At 58.8% G+C, this 16,704-nt stretch carries 13 protein-coding genes and 2 pseudogenes; 3 read left to right on the top strand and 12 right to left on the bottom strand.

The genetic code is table 11. The features are described 5' to 3' along the window. Positions 1 to 13: 13 nt before the first annotated feature. The 4 genes and pseudogenes from U5G49_RS25395 to U5G49_RS25380 form a co-directional block, all read right to left on the bottom strand. Entirely contained in the window at positions 14 to 1,708 is a 1,695-nt protein-coding gene (locus U5G49_RS25395; RefSeq protein ID WP_193443559.1) for a S8 family serine peptidase, read from the bottom strand. Positions 1,709 to 1,739: 31 nt separating this feature from the next. Further along, positions 1,740 to 2,768, bottom strand: a complete 1,029-nt coding sequence (locus U5G49_RS25390; RefSeq protein WP_193443561.1) for a phosphatase PAP2 family protein — start codon at positions 2,766 to 2,768, stop codon at positions 1,740 to 1,742. Positions 2,769 to 2,809: 41 nt separating this feature from the next. Continuing rightward, a complete protein-coding gene (locus tag U5G49_RS25385; RefSeq protein WP_193443564.1) occupies positions 2,810 to 4,765 on the bottom strand; it encodes an SARP family transcriptional regulator in 1,956 nt (651 codons plus the stop codon). 164 nt (positions 4,766 to 4,929) lie between these two features. Further along, positions 4,930 to 5,055, bottom strand: a pseudogene (locus U5G49_RS25380) (ABC transporter ATP-binding protein); the annotation flags it as partial. A gap of 209 nt (positions 5,056 to 5,264) precedes the next feature. Between U5G49_RS25380 and U5G49_RS25375 the strand changes: the two are divergent. Together U5G49_RS25375 and U5G49_RS25370 are read left to right on the top strand one after the other, a co-directional pair. After that, positions 5,265 to 7,040, top strand: coding sequence for an adenylate/guanylate cyclase domain-containing protein (locus tag U5G49_RS25375; protein ID WP_193443566.1), 1,776 nt, complete (start codon positions 5,265 to 5,267; stop codon positions 7,038 to 7,040). Between the two features lie 493 nt (positions 7,041 to 7,533). After that, on the top strand, positions 7,534 to 8,556 hold the full coding sequence (locus U5G49_RS25370) for a class I SAM-dependent methyltransferase (RefSeq protein WP_193443568.1): 1,023 nt from the start codon (positions 7,534 to 7,536) through the stop codon (positions 8,554 to 8,556). A gap of 143 nt (positions 8,557 to 8,699) precedes the next feature. Here the strand turns inward: U5G49_RS25370 and U5G49_RS25365 are convergent, their stop codons facing one another. After that, positions 8,700 to 8,969, bottom strand: a complete 270-nt coding sequence (locus U5G49_RS25365; protein WP_193443570.1) for a hypothetical protein — start codon at positions 8,967 to 8,969, stop codon at positions 8,700 to 8,702. Positions 8,970 to 9,159: 190 nt separating this feature from the next. Here U5G49_RS25365 and U5G49_RS25360 point away from each other — a divergent pair, with 190 nt between their 5' ends. Next, positions 9,160 to 10,080 (top strand): ArdC family protein, encoded by a 921-nt coding sequence (locus U5G49_RS25360; protein ID WP_284199214.1) that lies wholly within the window; start codon positions 9,160 to 9,162, stop codon positions 10,078 to 10,080. A 43-nt stretch (positions 10,081 to 10,123) separates the two neighbouring features. On the opposite strand, the gene U5G49_RS25355 is transcribed toward U5G49_RS25360, so the two are convergent. The 7 genes and pseudogenes from U5G49_RS25355 to U5G49_RS25325 all read right to left on the bottom strand — a co-directional run bounded on the left by U5G49_RS25355 (position 10,124) and on the right by U5G49_RS25325 (position 16,704). After that, positions 10,124 to 10,369: a WGR domain-containing protein gene (locus U5G49_RS25355; RefSeq protein ID WP_113543791.1), complete on the bottom strand. Its 246-nt coding sequence runs from the start codon at positions 10,367 to 10,369 to the stop codon at positions 10,124 to 10,126. Between the two features lie 96 nt (positions 10,370 to 10,465). Further along, positions 10,466 to 10,615, bottom strand: a pseudogene (locus U5G49_RS25350) (type IV secretory system conjugative DNA transfer family protein); the annotation flags it as partial. A gap of 58 nt (positions 10,616 to 10,673) precedes the next feature. Beyond that, positions 10,674 to 12,914: a bifunctional diguanylate cyclase/phosphodiesterase gene (locus U5G49_RS25345; protein WP_193446638.1), complete on the bottom strand. Its 2,241-nt coding sequence runs from the start codon at positions 12,912 to 12,914 to the stop codon at positions 10,674 to 10,676. 124 nt (positions 12,915 to 13,038) lie between these two features. Further along, positions 13,039 to 13,851, bottom strand: a complete 813-nt coding sequence (locus U5G49_RS25340) for an ABC transporter ATP-binding protein (RefSeq protein ID WP_018448473.1) — start codon at positions 13,849 to 13,851, stop codon at positions 13,039 to 13,041. Continuing rightward, positions 13,848 to 14,837 (bottom strand): ABC transporter ATP-binding protein, encoded by a 990-nt coding sequence (locus tag U5G49_RS25335; protein ID WP_193446639.1) that lies wholly within the window; start codon positions 14,835 to 14,837, stop codon positions 13,848 to 13,850. Before U5G49_RS25335 ends, U5G49_RS25340 begins: the two co-directional genes overlap by 4 nt. 1 nt (position 14,838) lies before the next feature. Next, the gene (locus U5G49_RS25330; protein WP_018246418.1) at positions 14,839 to 15,696 is read right to left on the bottom strand and encodes an ABC transporter permease; all 858 of its coding nucleotides are present in this window, start codon (positions 15,694 to 15,696) and stop codon (positions 14,839 to 14,841) included. A gap of 3 nt (positions 15,697 to 15,699) precedes the next feature. Beyond that, positions 15,700 to 16,704, bottom strand: a complete 1,005-nt coding sequence (locus tag U5G49_RS25325) for an ABC transporter permease (protein WP_018246419.1) — start codon at positions 16,702 to 16,704, stop codon at positions 15,700 to 15,702.

Genomic DNA, 16,704 nt, shown 5'->3' with positions numbered 1-16,704 from the left:
GGCAGCCGCGGGGTCAGATCGCCAGAGCCGCCTGCACCGCTGCCCGCGCATTCGGCAGGCCCGACCCGAAGAAATAGGCCATCTCGACGGCGTCCTCGCTCTCGGCGTTCATACAATCCGCCGTCAATTTCCTCGTTCCGGGCGCGACAATGGTGTCCAGGCGGGACGCAGCTTTCAGAATGGATTTCACTTGAGGCCCCGAGAGGCGGTCACCGGCATTGTGGCGGCTTTTGTAAGCCCGCTGTATCAGGGCGCATAACCCGCCCACCTGCGCCGACGCGCCTGATGTGCCTCCGAAGGGAGTGTAGTATCCGCCTCCGATGCCCGGATTGGTTCCGAACGGCACGATGGCCGACCACGGATCCGAGCCCTGATTATAGCCGAAAATCCCCGACAGGTCCGTCGTCAGCAGCGAGAAGTGCGAATAGTAGTATTCCCGTGTTCGAAAAGCGCTGTAGTCGTGCTGCGCGGCAAATGGAGAAAGCCGGTCGAGGCGCAACTGATGCCTGTTGAAGACCTCCCCGTCGTCGGAGGGGGAGACTAACGTCAATCCTTCGCCGTAATTGCTATAGCCCGAACGGAAACCTTCGACGGTAACGGCCCCAACTGCAATGACGCCGTTGTTGTCGGCGGCAAGACTTGCCGGATATATCAGCTGGCTCTCGCCACTGTTTCCTGCGGCGCAGACGATCGGGATGTGCCGGCTGATGGCGAGGATGAGTTGCTTGAGGACATGCCACGGACGATCCGGATTGGAGCCTTTCTGCGCAGCCTTCGGCTCCAGTTCAGGTCCACCTTGATCAGCAAGGGCAATGCGCGCGAAGAGATTGGCGGCATCCTGGTTTTTCCATAATTCCAGGTCGGCCTTCAGCTCGTTCTTCGGATCTACGATGCTGCGTCTCGGGTCAGGCAGACCGCGCGGCAAGACGATCACATCTGCTTTCTGAAGATAGGCATAAAGGAAGGCCGCAATGAACTGCCTGACATCGTCTTCGAAGGACGTTCTGATCGAGATGAGCCTTGAGAAAGGATCAACGCCGAAATAGGGGATGACATTGCGATTGCCGCTCGTGCGCAGCTCGTCACTATCACCGTAGAAGGCTCCTTCCGGCGGAAGGCTTGGCGTGCCTTCTTCCGCAACAACGGCGGGTTCTCCGACGATCAGCCCTGCACAGCAGGTACCATGCGACGCAAACAGCGATTCCGGATTGTAGAGCCGCCGGAGAACACCCTCCGACGTGGCATATTCGGCAACCAGGTCACTGAGATAGTCCCGGTCGTCATTCGAAAGGCCGATATTGCCGAGCGGAGCGATGTCGAGCCCGGCAAAGAAGGCATGTCTTTCCTCGCGGTCAAACGACGTCGTCGTATCGAGTATTTCGAGCACGCGCGCGCCGTAACGATGGGTCGTCAAATCAATTGACGCCTCCCGGTCAAGCCGGGTTGCCAGATTGGGATGATCCGGAGATACGCCGACATCGATCAGCGCGACCCGCGCGGGTCGCAACGGGCCGGCGGAAGCGATGGCATCCCAGACCGTGCCGGTGATGAGGGGATCGGGGAGCGCGCGTACAGCGCTCGCATCGAGCGCTGGTGGAGCAGGCAGAGCCGATCCGTATTCCGCGTCGACCACGCCAAGGGCAGTCAGGTGCCAGAGATAATAGTAGTTGATCGGTGCGGGCTCAGGCATTTGTGTTTGATCCGTCATGTTCATGATCCCTGTTGTGCAACTGGCGATTTCAGACCCATTCGTCGTGTACGGCCTGGAACAGAGGACCGAACGCGTCGTGGAGGTAGGGAGCGAAACGTCGGGCGAGATCTCGTCCTGCCAGCGTATCGCTCGGATAGTGCAGGCCGGCCCATTCGCGATTTTCGGCGACGTTCTGGGCGATGCGGGCAAGCTCGTCGGTGGCCGGATGTTCCGGCAGGATCGTCGAGAACGCAAAGGCGATCGAAAAGCACTGGAACGAATGGTTGCTGGGATAGGACTCGTGGACCGGCACGGCCAGCAACGGCCGCAGCATCGGCTCGAACTGGTTTGGCCGCAGCCGGTTGAACTGGCTCTTGTAGATCAGTCCGACATATTCGCAGGCCGTCAGGATCGCCTGGAAAAGGCCTTCCGTCTGCTCGAAACCGCCGAGATCCTCGATATGCAATGCGCGGGTGAATTCTCCCACGGAGATCGTCGACTCGATTTGGATATCGGGCAGGCGTCGCATGCGTTCGCGGTCGCGGCGTTGCATAGAGAGCAGCACCGTCGTTTCGAGGCGGGTATAATCCGGGCCGGGCGGCGGAAGTATATCCAGCATTTCCCACGTGAAGCGCCGCGCCGCGGTATAGGCGTTGCGTGACGGCTGCTGGTGCAGCCTGCGCAGCTCGAAGGAGGGAATAAGCTGCGACACGCCGAGGCTGCCGCCGTCCATCGTCGACTTGTTCTTGTTCTTATTCTTATTTTTATTCTTGTTTTTGTTCAGCGACGCCTTGTTGAGCACCGACTTGTTTGCGACGCTCTTGTTGAGGACAGAGGCTACGGCCATCGTTGCCATCATGGGCCCGGGCAGGGGCGATCCATCGTCATCCGTGCCGAGGAAAAGCACAGCTTCGGGGGCTTCATCAGGTGCAGCCGGTGATGCACCGGCGAGAGGATCAGCACCGGCATCGTCCCTGGGTTCGCATGGAAGGACCGTATCCGGCTCAATCCTGAATTTATAACTGTTTAGAAATGAAACAATTTTCGATTGCGATTCCTCAGTAGTGTCCGCTTCCATTGGAGCCTCCTTGCGCGATGATAGGAAGATTTGTCCGGAGTTCAGCGCAGCTTGGCGCCGGCCTTGAGCAGGCCGTCGATCAAGATCTGGCCGCCGCCTGTGTCGAGCAGCGGATAGCCGCTGCCGCGGAAGGCGTTGATGGAGAAGCCGCCCTCGACCGCCTGAAGACGCTGCAGGTAATGCCGCGCGCCGCCGAGATTGTTGGAATGGGCGTGACTGGAGGCAAGATAGCGCAGCAGACTGTTGAAGTTCGGCCGGGCCCGCAGGGCTTCTTCGCCTGCAGCTATGGCTGCGGCATGATCGCCCGCAAGCGCTGCTGCAATGCATTTGGTCGTATCAAAATAATATTTATGCGGACTGTAGACGCCGAGCTCTTGTACCCAACGCGCCATGGCCACCGCCTTGTCGGGCTGGCCTGCATAGCAGTGCAGCATCGCGTAGAGGTCCCAACTGAGCGGCAGGGCCGGATTCAGGCGGATCGATTTTTCGAACAGGTTGGCCGCATAGTCGTATTCGCCGAACAGGAACGAATGGACGTGGCCGACGAGCGCGAGCGACACGGAATTCTGCGGGTCGAGTTCCAGCGCTTTGCGCGCATATGCCTGAGCTTCCTCGATCAGATGCGCGTCAAGCGCGTTGAAACGTTGGCCAACCTGGAAAGTCCGGATGAATGACAGCCAGGCAAAAGTCGATGACCGCGGCTGATACTGGATCTGTTCTTCCAGGCGCCGCTCCGCATTATCCAGATCGCTGCGCGACAGCCGAAAGATCGCATTGACGGCGTCGATCAGGAGGCCGTCTTGCGACAATCGACGGTCGTTTGCCTGGGTCTCCAGGAAATAGGCCAGTTGATCGACGGCCTGGCTGATCAGCGCAGCGGCGGTGCCGAACTCGCCCCGCTCGAACTGCGTGCGGCTGATTGCCTGACTGCTCAGCCAATGAATGCGGTTATTGATCAGGTGCTTCATCACCAGTTCGATCATCACCATGTCACCGTCAAACGTGAGGCGAAGCTGTAGGCATATCGGAAGGCTGATCCGCTGTTCGCTCTCTTCAATATCCGGCAAGGTGAAGGAGAGGTCGCTGACGCCAATCGCCAGCCCATCGGTGATGGCTTTTGCAATGAGATTCTGGAACCGGGTCGCAGCAATCTGTCCGCCCTCTCCAACACCCACCACGATGGGGGGCTGAAGGACCATGACCCATTGCCAGTCACCGTCTGCCGGCTGCCGATATGGGTTGCTGCCGGCGATTTCCGCGGGTTTGCCATGTCTTGGCACATCCGGGGCACCCGTCAGAGGTAGCAGGGCGGAATGTTTGGCGATATCGCGGCTCGGCTGCTGTCGCGGCTCGAAGACGTCGTGGACTTCTCCGACATTGAGCCGGCTATACCAGTTCTGCCGTTCAAGCGTTAACCAGTCCTCGAATTCCGGATCGCGGATGTCTATACCTTCGAGCAACTCGTCGGTGATTTGATCCGCGGACCGGTTTGTCCGAACCACCAGTTCGGTATCAAGCACGAGTCGGTCCATATCCAGCCAAACGGTATTCTTATCCGCAATCAAGAGATCACGTGCGGACCCGAGAGTCTTATGAATGTCCAAAAGGGCCTGGCGCAGACTGGCTGCCGCCTGGTCGTCGGAGCGATCACTCCACAACTTGTCCCGAAGCCAGATTCTCGAGCGCGAGCCCCGGGCGGACAGTGCAAGCATCGCCAGAAGAGCCTGGGCTTTTTTGGATTTCGGAGTAACCGACCGCCCTTCAGCATCCACAAGGGCAAAAGGCCCGAGCAGGAACATCCGAAACGGATCGTGCCCCTTTTTCATGCGATCCACCGGCCCCGCCCCCGTTGCCTCCGATGCGCTCGTTTGGCAGGTCGAAGACCTGGCATCCAGAGACCAGTCTGCCATACCTGCGGCGCCTGGCAAGCAACCGGGAAGGGAAATCGGGATTCCGAAAGGAAGATCGATGCTTTTGCGATAATCGAACTGAAGCATAACCGGCTGAAATCCCTCTGCGTAACTTCGCAAACCGGTCGTAGCGCCCTACCGTCAAAGCAGCGTCAAAGAACTGTTGCTTTAGGCACCGTAATTTCGCAGGCATCCGCCAAAGGCTGCGAATTACGCAACGCGAATACCAGTCTCGATCTAGGCGAAAAGACCGACCATGTTAAATTGCGGGCCATCTCGAAGAGATAACGATCGACACGTTTCAGTGGATTGAAAGCTTCGAAGGGGTTCTGCAGAACCGGCTGGAACTCTTTCATGAAAGACTTGCGTTCGGATCTGAACACCTGACTTGAGCACGCGTACTACTCAAAGTCGAGTCAATCTCAACTAGTGATAAGCGACAGCCCGATGCGGCCGTCAAGCGTATTGGTCAAGGCGGCGGCCGGAATTGTTGGCGCCATCCAGGTCTCGCGGTGGAATTTGACCTTTGTCAGATGTAAGGTTGAGGCAGGGCACTGAGTGCGGATAGACAGCCACCAGAGGAGCGGTGACCGCTGTGAATCGAAAGCTTGCAGCCATTCTCTCCACTGACGTCGTGGGCTTCAGCCGCCTTACGGCGCTTGATGAGGAGACCACCGTTCGTGAACTCACCCTTTGCCACGATCAGATAGCGGCACTGGTGCTCGAGCATGGCGGTCGCATCTTCGGCAGCGCGGGTGACGGCCTTGTCGCGGAGTTTCCAAGTGCGGTTCAGGCCGTACGGTGCTCAGTCGAAATGCAGCGCAGCCTGCTAAGCCGCTCAAACGACTTTCCACAGGATCGCCGCCTGGAATTTCGCATCGGTATTAATCTTGGCGACGTGATCGTGTCTGGCGATGATCTTCTTGGCGACGGCGTGAACATCGCGGCGCGCCTGCAGGAGATGGCCGCTCCCTCAGGCATATGCATTTCCGGGTCGGTGCGCGAGCATCTCGACGGCAAGGTGCTGTTCACACTCACCAGCCTTGGAGAGCGCGTCCTGAAAAATATCCCCAAGCCAGTTTCTGTCTTTCGAGTGGATTGGCCCGAAGAGAACGGTGAAGGGAATGAGGCAGGGTCGGTGCGATCGTTTTCGGCCCGCTTTGGTAAGGACCAACCATCGATCGTGGTGATGCCCTTCGACAATCTCAGCGGCCAGAGCGATGAATATTTTGTGGACGGCGTCGTGGAGGAAATCACCGCCGCTCTCTCCCGAGTACGAAATTTCTTCGTGATCGCGCGCCAGTCAGCGTTCACGTACAAGGGTCGCTTCGTCGACGTGCGTAGTGTCGGCAGGGAACTTGGCGTGACCTACGTGGTCGAAGGTACCGTCCGACGGGGAGGGGACCGGTTGCGGATTTCGGTCCAACTTGTTGAAGCCGAGATGCGGACCCAGCTTTGGTCCGAGCGCTATGAGGGCGCGACCCAGGACATCTTCGAGTTCCAGGACAGGATCGCGGCGCAGGTCGCTGGCGCAGTCCATCCAGCCATTCGCAGCGCGGAAATCGAGCTCGCGATGCGCAAACCGCCCAGCAGTCTGCGCGCCTACGACCTCGTCATGCGGGCTTACCCGTACCTCTGGGGTCAGAATAAGGATGCTATCAAGCGGGCAATCCCGCTCCTTCAGGACGCAATCGAGATCGATCCTGCGTACGGCCGAGCCCATGCTTTCCTAGCCTGGTGCCACGCCCAGAACCTCGGCTACATCTGGACTGACGAACCAGAGAAGGACCTCGAATGCGCATTACGCGCCATCGAGGTTGCAGCGGCCTCGATTGACGATGATCCGACTGCCTTGACCGCTACCGGGGGAGCGTTGAGCCACTGCGGCGATCAGGAGGGGGCGTCGGCCTATCTCGAAAGAGCACTGGCGCTCGATCCAAACAATGCCTGGGGATGGGCGAGATATGGATGGGTCGCGAGCTACAGAGGCCAGCCTGATTGCGCGCGGGAGCGTTTCGAGCGGGCGATGACGCTTAGTCCGGCGGATCCACTCGCCTTCAATATGAGAATGGGCTTGGCCCTTTCCTTGGCCTTGGCAGGCAAACTTTCCGAGGCGATCTCCATTGCCCGGGAGGTAGTTAACAAACACCCGGAGGTGACGTGGCCATACCGGATGATGTCTGCCTGGTCGGCAATGAGTGGTGACGAGGACACAGCTCGATGGGCGGCGAAAAAGCTGCTGGCAGCCGAGCCGGGCTTTACGATCCAGCGCTATATGACACGGCCTGTGTTTCGAGCCTCACCGCAATGGGCAGATCAAATGGCCGAGGGCCTGCGGCAAGCGGGGTTGCCCGAACACTGACTGTGAGCGAGAGGGTTAGATTGACCCCTCATTGCTCGTCGATCTCGACCCCCGTATCCCTTCGATCGAACGGAGCTGTTGTCGCCGAGGGACTTGAACATCCCGGTGCACGGCCGCGCGCACATGAGCATCTTGCGGCGACTCAATCCAGCGATCGGCCTGACCTTGCTCGCGCCGCAGCGCGACGTTGCATCAAACCTGTTTTCTGGCTCCGCGACATCGTCTCGAGCATGCATCCGAGACGGACGGGTGCTGACAGCGATCGAGATGGGAAAAGCGTATCGTCCGGCAACTATGGGGAAACTGGTGTAGGCACGACAACGCAGCCATCTTGGTCGGCATGAACGGCGCGCCGGCCGCAGGACAGCTCGCCCATTAGGGCGTGGCACCCGATAAGGTTAGCGCGGTAAGTATTGTAGAATATGTGGATATACGCATAATTTCTGCGGCTGGCGCTGCCAGGCAAGATCGACCGAGGGCTCTGGGGGATCCCATGCAAACAATCGTCGAGGACGCCCATGCTGGCGTCGTGTCGCCCGAACTCGTGATCGATGCGCTGTTTGCATGCCGCAAGACGGCGGCGATCAGGGCGGCCATCGAGCTTGATCTCTTTACTCATATCGGCGAGGGCAAAACGGCAGCATTGCTGGCGTCGGTAACAGGCGCCTCGGAGCGTGGGATACGCATCCTGTGCGATTACCTTGTGGTCCACGGTTTCCTGACCAAGGAGAGCGGACAGTACAGAGTGACGCCCTCGACCAAAATGTTCCTCGATCGCAATTCGCCAGCCTATATGGGCTCTGCCGTCGAGTTCGTCGCTGCACCCGAAATACTCGATAATTTTCTGCGCGATCCGGCCGCGGTCGTGCGAAACGGCGGTTCGGTTGGGCTTGCAAACATTTCTGCGGACAACCCTGTCTGGTTGAAGTTTGCACGCGGCATGGGCTCCTTTACGGGGCTCAGCGCTAAAATACTGGCCGGCGAAATCTGCGGCTGGGCCAAGCATCCCAAGAAAGTTTTGGACATTGCTGCAGGTCCAGGCTTTTTCGGGATCGAAATTGCGAAGGGCCTTCCATCGGCGGAGATCGTCGCCGTCGACTGGACCGCCGTGTTGGAGCTTTCGAGGCAGAATGCGGTAAATGCCGGCGTGTCTGACCGGTACCAGACAATTGCCGGCAGTGCTTTCGATGTTGAATGGGGCACGGGTTATGATCTTGTCCTTCTTCCGAATTTTCTGCACCATTTCGATCTGCCGACTTGTGCCAAACTGTTACGAAAGATCGTCGCGAGCCTTGCAAAGGATGGTCGGATCGTCGCGGTGGATTTCGTACCGAACGAAAATGGCGTGTCGCCGCCTTTTCCTGCGTCGTTCTCTTGGGAGATGCTCGCCAGCACGCCGGCGGGTCAGGCTTATACGCAAAGTGAGCTGACTGAGATGGCAGGACTGGCCGGCCTTGCCGGCGTCACGGTGGCGGCGATGCCGCCAACCCCGGCAAGCCTCATTCTCTTTGAATAGCCCCATCGACCGTCGCCTGCGTCGCTCTGGTTCAGGTGTCTTCGATTGGGAAACCGCAACATCCTGATCTGATCCGCAAGCGCGAGGCACGCCCCAACCGTCCGATCGGACATCGATTCCACGCCTGTCGAGATGTCCTCGATTTACTCGCTCAGCCGATTGGTCCAATGGCGCGCGCGCCATCGTCGGCATTCGGAGCCATTATGCAATTGGATTCTGCCGATTTGCCGCCGGTTATTTCCGAGATAGCCGTTGACGCCAAATTCCTCATGTGAGGAAGACCAAACCGCCTCGCGCGCCGACATCGCCCGGTCATTGGCGCGGCCGGCCAGCAAGCGATCTGCGCTGCGGTTCATCGGCGATGTGAGCGACGTGATGCCGACTCGCTGATCTGCCACTTCCGCCTCCGTCAAAACCTCCTACTAAGATTGCAGTCATCGCGTCCTGCCCCGGCTCTGGTCCTGCCAGGCTCGCGCCGCCGGCAACGGCTTTGCCGTCCTCCACTGCGTTGCGGCCCTGCGGGTGCAGGCAGCACTTGCCGCCCGGCTTTCGGACCGCCGTAGCAGGTCGCGATGGCCGCGACCTCGAAACGGAGGTTCAGACATGAGCAGGCAACCATCCAATCAACGATCCGATATCTACAGCCGCATCACCACCAGGATCATCGCCGATCTCGAACAGGGTGTGCGGCCATGGACCAGGCCCTGGACGACGGGACAGGCGGCAAGTGAGGTCAGCCGGCCACTGCGCCACAATGGCCAACCCTATACCGGGATCAATGTCCTGCTCCTCTGGTCCGAAACCATCGCCCGCGGCTTTGCCTCATCACGCTGGATGACGTTTCGCCAGGCAATCGAACTCGGCGGCGCCGTCCGCAAGGGCGAAACCGGCACGACCGTAGTCTTTGCCAGTTCGTTCATCCGCACCGAGACGACCGAGACAGGCACGGAGATCGAACACGATATTCCATTTCTCAAGACCTACACCGTGTTCAACGCCGATCAGATCGCCGGTCTTCCTGGCCGCTTTCATGAGATCGCACCTGTCCACGATCCGATGAGCCGGATCGGCGATGCCGGCCGCTTCTTTGCCAATACCGGCGCACTCATCCGGCACGGCGGATCGGCTGCCTATTATGCTGCCATTCGTGATTACATCCAGATGCCATGCTTGGATGCCTTCCGGGACGATGCCGCCTATGTCGCGGTCCTCAGTCACGAGATGACGCACTGGACCGGGGCACCGCGACGGCTTGATCGTGATCTCAGCCGCTACGCAAAAGACAGGAGCGAACGCGCCCGCGAAGAACTGATTGCCGAACTCGGCAGCTCGTTTCTCTGCGCCGATCTTGGCATCGTCCCCGAGCTCGAACCACGCCCCGACCACGCAAGCTATCTCGATGGCTGGCTTAAGGTTCTTGGCAACGACAAGCGCGCCATCTTTTCCGCGGCAGCGCATGCCCAGCGCGCCGTCGACTACCTGCATTCCTTGCAGCCGGAGTTCGACGAGGAGGCGGCGGCGTGAGCCGTCTCTTCCTTCACTCAACCATGAGAGACGCGGATGCGGATCACTGCAGCGGCCGATAACCTCGCGAGCGCTTCTTGCGCAAAAGGGCGAGCAGGAGATCGACGGCTTTTGCCTCGCTGTCGAAGACATGGATCTTCTGCTGTCCGCGGCTGCCGATGCGTCCCCAGCTGCGCACGAGCGAGGTCTCGCCAAAGAGGTTCGCCTCGATCGACAGCGCATAAAAGCGAGCCATGTTTTTGGCACGCTCTCTGCGTTCGATATAGACGTGATAGGGCTGAACTGTCATGCCGGCAGGATCGCAAACACCAGGTGAGGGTGTCCAACGACATTTGTGAATCGGTCAGGCCCGATCGATTCATCGGGGTGATGTGAACCGCTTGGCTCATCTCTCCTGGCTTATCTCCTGCTTGGCAAACAATCTGGCAAATTCCGGGTCGGCATAATAGCGCAACTTTGTCGCAACGATTGGCAGCTGAACGGTGAACAGCAGTTCGGTCTCGGCATGCATGTTGCGAACTTCGTCGGGCGTCAGCGGCGATGAGTCTAGGATCGACGGAAGATAGTCATACAGGGAATGCGGGGCTTGGCTATCAGCCTGCCTCGGTCATTCCTGTGTCCTTTATGCAGCAAAATTCAATCAACTGCTCCGAGGTCATTGGTCGTGCCAGAGCGTAACCTTGCAATATATGGCAACCGAGATCTTTCAGGATCTTCGCATGCTCCATGGTCTCCACGCCCTCTGCAACGATGTCGATGTTCTGCGATCGGCCGATTTCGATGATGGAGGAGACCAGACGGCGCTGAGATGGAGATGCGATAATCGGCTTGATAATTTCGCGATCGATCTTCAGGCGTCGCGGCTCAAATCGAAGCAAACTGACGATACTGGCATGTTCGGTGCCGAAGTCATCGATCTCGATTTCGATGCCAAGCTTTTTGACGGCTGGAATGATCTCCTTGAGAACAGGTTGAAGATCATTGAAGGAGATTGTCTCGAGCAGCTCGAAACACAGACGACCCTTCGCGATGGGAAGCTCGGACAGCTCGGCAAGCAGATTTGCCTGCGCCAGTCGACGCGCTGAAATGTTGACCGAGACACGTGGAATTTGCATTCCTAAGCTGTCCCATCTTGTCAGCTCGAACAGGGCCTTTTGCAGGATCAGCCTATCCATGTCGCCGGTGCGCCCCAGCTTTTCCGCGACGTCAAGAAATCTGTTCGGGGCGAGCAGACCCTTTTTCGGGTGATCCCAACGGGCCAGTGTCTCGACGCCGGCAATATCCAATGTGTTTGCATCGAACTGCGGTTGGAAGAATGCAACGAGTTCATCACGATCGAGCGCATGCGTGAATTCATCCGCCAATTCTTTCGAATGGATCGCGGCGCTGCGAAGCTCTTCTGTAAAGACCGCAGCGCGGCCGCGGCCGGCCTTCTTCGCCTCGTAGAGAGCCAAATCGGCATCGAGAAGCAATTGGCCGAGGTCCCGCCCGAGAGCACCTTCAGTCTCCCAGGCGACGCCGACGCTTGCACCGACAATACAGGCCGCACCGTCAATGAAGAGGGGTTGCTCGAGGGCATCGACAATTTGCCGGGCCAATGCGTTTGCCTTCGGCTCCGGATCTGCACTCCAGCTGGCGAAGATGAACTCATCTCCACCGATCCGAGCCGCTTCGTCGTTTGGACCAGCCAAATCGGCAAGGCGCGAAGCCGTTGCTTGCAAGACCGCGTCACCGCCGGCGTGCCCTTTCGTGTCGTTGATTTCTTTAAATCGATCGAGGTCGATATGAATGAGTATCAGACAATCTTGTGGACGAGGTCTCGGCGGTTGCGAGATCATCTGGTCGACAAATCGTCGATTGGGAAGCCCCGTCAACGCGTCATGCAATGACAGGTACTCCAGCCTCTGTCGTGCTCGAACGAGCTTTTTCTTGTGAAGGCGAAGCTTTTCGATCGTTCTTTGGCGTGATTTGGTCAGAAAACCGATCCAGACAATCGGCGCAACGACGCAAAATGCCAATAGGCTCGCGTAGAACTCAAAAGTGCCGATCCCGCTATTTTGACCCCATCCCTGCTTTGGCAGTGCGGCGAGGGTCCATCGGCCATAAACCATATCAACGGATGTCTGGACCGGTCTCCTGGAAAAGGTTGCCAGGCTGCCGAAAAAAACCTGTTTGGGCGAATTCGGCTCCGGTACGGTGCTGATGGCGATCTCAAGCTCGGTCGAACCAAGGCCACTTTCCTGGTAAAGCTTTGGTATGTCTACTATTCCGGAAAGCAGCCCCCAAAAGATCTGGCTTGTTCCGTCATTGATGTAGATCGGGCACCTGACCACAAAAGCGGTTCCACCTTGGACAAGCTCCACCGGGCCGGTCAGAACGATATTGTGCGTGTTGCGCGCCAGCATCGCGGCAGCCCGTTGCTTTTCATTGGTTCGGTAGTCGAGCCCGATGGCCTTTTCGTTTCCTTTCTCCGGATAAACCCACCTGACCACCATGTCGGGTGCAGCGGCGAAGCTTCGCAATTGTGAATCGGGCTGCAGGATCTGCGCGGCAAGTTTTGAAAAGCCGCTTTGGCCCATCTCTGGATTGACTGCAATGCCGGCCGCCAGCCCCTGCAACAACTTCACATTGCTGTTGAGGTTCGTCTGAAGCCGGGAGGATATTGTGGCAAGCTCGCCGGCAACGATGGAGCGTTCATCGGCCAGCGATCGCTCCAGCCGCCAATTGGTTGCGACCCAGACGACGATTGCTGCAATAATTGCCGCAAATATTGCGGGCGCGAATGCGCTGGTATGGCTTATTACGGAGCGAGCGAGATTTCTTCGAAACTTCATCAGGTTGCCGGCGTGGATGACAGGCCCTCATCCTTGCACAGTTTCTTTAAGGCAACGCTAAACCTGCCAAGCCTCATAAAGGAAAGCTGCCTATTCGTCCTGGCTGCGCCATCCCCCGCAGCACCTACGTCGCCGGGCTGAAGTCGGCGGCCAGAACCGCGTCCTTGAGTGCCCGCGAATACGGATGCTGCGGGTTGTCCAGGACGGTGCGGGCCTGTCCGCGCTCGACGATTTCGCCTTTGCGCATGATGATGATGTTGTCGCTGATATAATAGGCGGTGGCGAGGTCGTGGGTGATGTAGACGATTGAAAGGCCGAGCTCGTTTTTCAAGCGGCCAAAGAGGTTGACGATGGCCATGCGCAGCGATGCGTCGACCATGGAGACCGGTTCATCTGCCACAAGCAGGCGGGGTTGCGGGATCAGCGCGCGGGCGATGGCGACGCGCTGAAGCTGGCCGCCCGACAATTCGTGGGGAAACCGGCCTTTCACCTCTTCAAGGGTCAGGCCGACATGCACCAGCGCGGCATCCGCCATCCGCTCCGCCTGCTCTCGGTCCGGTCGTTTTCCCGAGAACGAAAAATTGCGGGCGGTCTCGAAGAGATAACGGTCGACGCGTTTCAGCGGATTGAAGGCTTCGAAGGGGTTCTGCAGAACCGGCTGGACCTCTTTCATGAAGGCCCTGCGCTCGGCTCTGCTATGGATGGCGACGGTCCTGCCGCTGAATTGGAGCTCGCCTTCCGTTGGTTCGGTCTGGCCGAGGATCATCGCCGCGATCGTCGATTTTCCCGAGCCGGATTCGCCAACGATCGAGAGAATCTCCGGCTCCTCTCCCAGTTCGAAGCTGACATCCTTGACCGCCGTGATCAGGCGCCGGCCGAGCATGCCGCCCTGGCGGTAGACTTTCGTGACATGCGAGAGGCTAAGAAGAGCACTCAAACCTGATCTCCCGTAACGGCAAAACACGCCACGCGCCGCTGCGGCTCGACGGTGACGAGCGGCGGAACCTTCCGCGAGCAAATCTCCATGCGCTTCGGACAGCGCGGGTGAAACCGGCAGCCTTCCGGCGGCATGGCGAGGTTCGGCGGACGACCCTCCAGCGAAGGGCGGGCCGTCGCATCGCCGATGCGCGGCAGGCTGCCGACGAGGTGCTGCGTATAGGGGTGGAGCGGCATGTTGAAGAGTTTGGCGGTCGGCGCTTCCTCGACAAGACGCCCGGCATAGACAATGCCGATGCGGTCGGAGACCGTCGCGTGAACCCCCATATCATGGGTAACGAACAGGAAGGACGAGCCCATCTCGCGCTGGATTTCGCGGATCATCGACAGAACGTCGCGCTGAACGATCACGTCGAGCGCGGTCGTCGGTTCGTCGGCGATGATGAATTCCGGCGTCAGGATCGTCGCCAGTGCAATGGTCATGCGCTGGCGCATGCCGCCTGACAGTTCGTGGGGGTAGGCGTCGAGCAGATGCGGATCCAGCTTCAGCCGCTGCAGATGGGTGGCGACCCTTTCGAAAAACTCGCTCTTGCCGACCTTCATGTGGCGAAAGGCGAAATCGGTAAAGGAGTGACGGATCCGGCGCACCGGATTGAGCACATTCATCGAGCCCTGCATGATATAGGACAGATGCCGCCAGCGCAGCGCCAGGCGCTCTTCCGGCTTCATCGCGTAGATATCCTGGGTGCCGCCGTCGAAATGGAATGTCACTTTCCCGGACACGACCCTCAGCGGCGGCCGGATTGCGCCGGCAATGGTTTTGATCAAGGTCGTCTTGCCGCTGCTCGATTCACCGGCAACGCCATAGACCTCACCGCGGGCGATCGTCAGGCTGATATCGTCGACGGCGCGCACCTCGCGATCGACGCCGTAGAGGAAGGCACGGTAATAGGCTTTCAGATTCTCAATTTCGACCAAAGGATCCATACTAACTTCCCATCCGGTTCAGCCGGCTGCGCGGATCGTTGTATTCGTTCATCGACATGGACAGCAGGAAGAGCGCCAGGAAGAGGACGACGATGACGGCGACGGGGGCGGCCACCCACCACCATATGCCTGATATCAGCGCCGAATGCGCATTGGCCCAATAGATCATCATGCCCATGGTCGGCGTCTCGATATCGGTGAAGCCGAGCACCGACAGGGTGATCTCCATGCCGATCGACCAGATCATGTTGTTCATCGTGGTGGCAAAGACGATCGGCAGAACGTAAGGCAGGTGCTCCTCGACGAGGATCTTGCGCATGCTCATGCCGGAATAGACGCTCTGGGTGGTGAAGGATCTCGTCTTCAGACTGATCGCCACCGACCGGATGAGGCGTGCGTCATAGGACCAGCCGAGCGAGGCCATGATGACGATCAGCGCCGTCCAGGTCATGCTGTCCTTCAGTACGAAATAGAAAAGGATCAGCAGCGGAAATTGCGGGATGACCATGACGCTGTCGTTGATGGCCATCAGCACCCGGTCGACCGCACCGCCGGCATAACCGGCGACGAGGCCGACGACCAGCGAGATGATGCGTGAAATGAAGGCGACGCCGATGCCGAAAAACAGGGTGTTGCGAAGGGCGGTCGTCAATTGCCAGAAAACGTCCTGGCCACGCGATGTCGTGCCGAGCCAATATTCGCCGTCGGGCGGCATATCGGGCGGTAGAAGATAGATGTCCGTCGCGCCGTAAGGCGAGAAATAGGACACGACTATCAATCCGACGATGACGGCAAAGAGCAGCAGGCCGCAGAGGAATTCCATATTCTGGCGTGCGAGGTCGCGGACGATCGTAAACATGTTCTATTCCACCTTGATACGCGGATCGATCAGCGGGCTCAGAATGTCGATGATGAATACGGCCGCGGCAACGCCGACGATCGACAATGCGCTGAGGCCGAGCACCAGGCTGTAATCGCCGGCATGCACCGCTTCGATCAGCAGGTTGCCGATGCCGGGATAGCCGAAGACGATTTCGGTAATGACCGTGCCGTTGAAGATCGCGCCGAGCGACATGGCAAGCCCAGTAAATTGCGGCACCATGGCATTGCGGGAGATGTAAGAGCGGAGAATTTTCCGTTTGGGAACACCGCCGAGTTCGGCGAAGACGACATAATCCTCGGTGATGATGTTGGATACGAGGGCGCGCATCCCGATCAGCCAACTGCCGGTTCCCACAAGTATGAGAGAAAAGGCCGGCAGGATGGAGTGCTTCAGTATATCGAGGACCAGGGCGAAGGAGAGGTCCAGATTGGCGTTCATCTCGTAGCCGCCATTGATCGGCAGCACCGGCCAGAGATAGCCGAACACAATCAGAAGCACGAAGGCCAGAATGTAATAGGGAATGGGAAGCAGGGCGATGAAGACGAGGCTGACGGCCTTCATCACCATATTCTTCCGGTAATAGCCGGCGAGCGCGCCGATCGCATTGCCGAGCACGAACGTGATCAGGGTCGACATCGTCATCAGCCCGATGGTCCAGGGCAGGGACCGGAGGATGATAGTGGAAACGGGTGTGGGAAAAGCCGATAGCGAGGGACCGAGATCACCGGTTGCAAGCCGAAGCCAGAAATGCAGGTATTGCTGCCAGATCGAGCCCTCCATTCCGTAAAGCTCGCGAAGCGACTGGCGCATCAGTTCGATCGCATTGGGATCGGACTGCCCCATCTGCGTGATGGCGCCTATGCTTTCTTCGACCGGATCGATCGGGGTCAGGTGGGTGACGAAGAATGTGATGGTCACGCCAAGAAATACGACGAGCAGAAACTGACCGAACCGCTTCAGCACAAAGAGCAGATAAGACGTCAT

The sequence above is a fragment of the Rhizobium indigoferae genome (assembly GCF_034554815.1).
Lineage (GTDB): Bacteria > Pseudomonadota > Alphaproteobacteria > Rhizobiales > Rhizobiaceae > Rhizobium > Rhizobium leguminosarum.
The sequence above is the reverse complement of the archived record's forward strand: the minus strand, read 5'-3'. Positions and strand labels throughout refer to the sequence as shown.

Bases quoted from the DNA above. Each gene is read 5' to 3' on its own strand.
- U5G49_RS25390 (WP_193443561.1), bottom strand. From the start codon at position 2,768: ATGGAAGCGGACACTACTGAGGAATCGCAATCGAAAATTGTTTCATTT.
- U5G49_RS25395 (WP_193443559.1), bottom strand. From the start codon at position 1,708: ATGACGGATCAAACACAAATGCCTGAGCCCGCACCGATCAACTACTAT.
- U5G49_RS25345 (WP_193446638.1), bottom strand. From the start codon at position 12,914: ATGAAGTTTCGAAGAAATCTCGCTCGCTCCGTAATAAGCCATACCAGC.
- U5G49_RS25330 (WP_018246418.1), bottom strand. From the start codon at position 15,696: ATGTTTACGATCGTCCGCGACCTCGCACGCCAGAATATGGAATTCCTC.
- U5G49_RS25335 (WP_193446639.1), bottom strand. From the start codon at position 14,837: ATGGATCCTTTGGTCGAAATTGAGAATCTGAAAGCCTATTACCGTGCC.
- U5G49_RS25385 (WP_193443564.1), bottom strand. From the start codon at position 4,765: ATGCTTCAGTTCGATTATCGCAAAAGCATCGATCTTCCTTTCGGAATC.
- U5G49_RS25355 (WP_113543791.1), bottom strand. From the start codon at position 10,369: ATGACAGTTCAGCCCTATCACGTCTATATCGAACGCAGAGAGCGTGCC.
- U5G49_RS25370 (WP_193443568.1), top strand. From the start codon at position 7,534: ATGCAAACAATCGTCGAGGACGCCCATGCTGGCGTCGTGTCGCCCGAA.
- U5G49_RS25325 (WP_018246419.1), bottom strand. From the start codon at position 16,704: ATGACGTCTTATCTGCTCTTTGTGCTGAAGCGGTTCGGTCAGTTTCTG.
- U5G49_RS25360 (WP_284199214.1), top strand. From the start codon at position 9,160: ATGAGCAGGCAACCATCCAATCAACGATCCGATATCTACAGCCGCATC.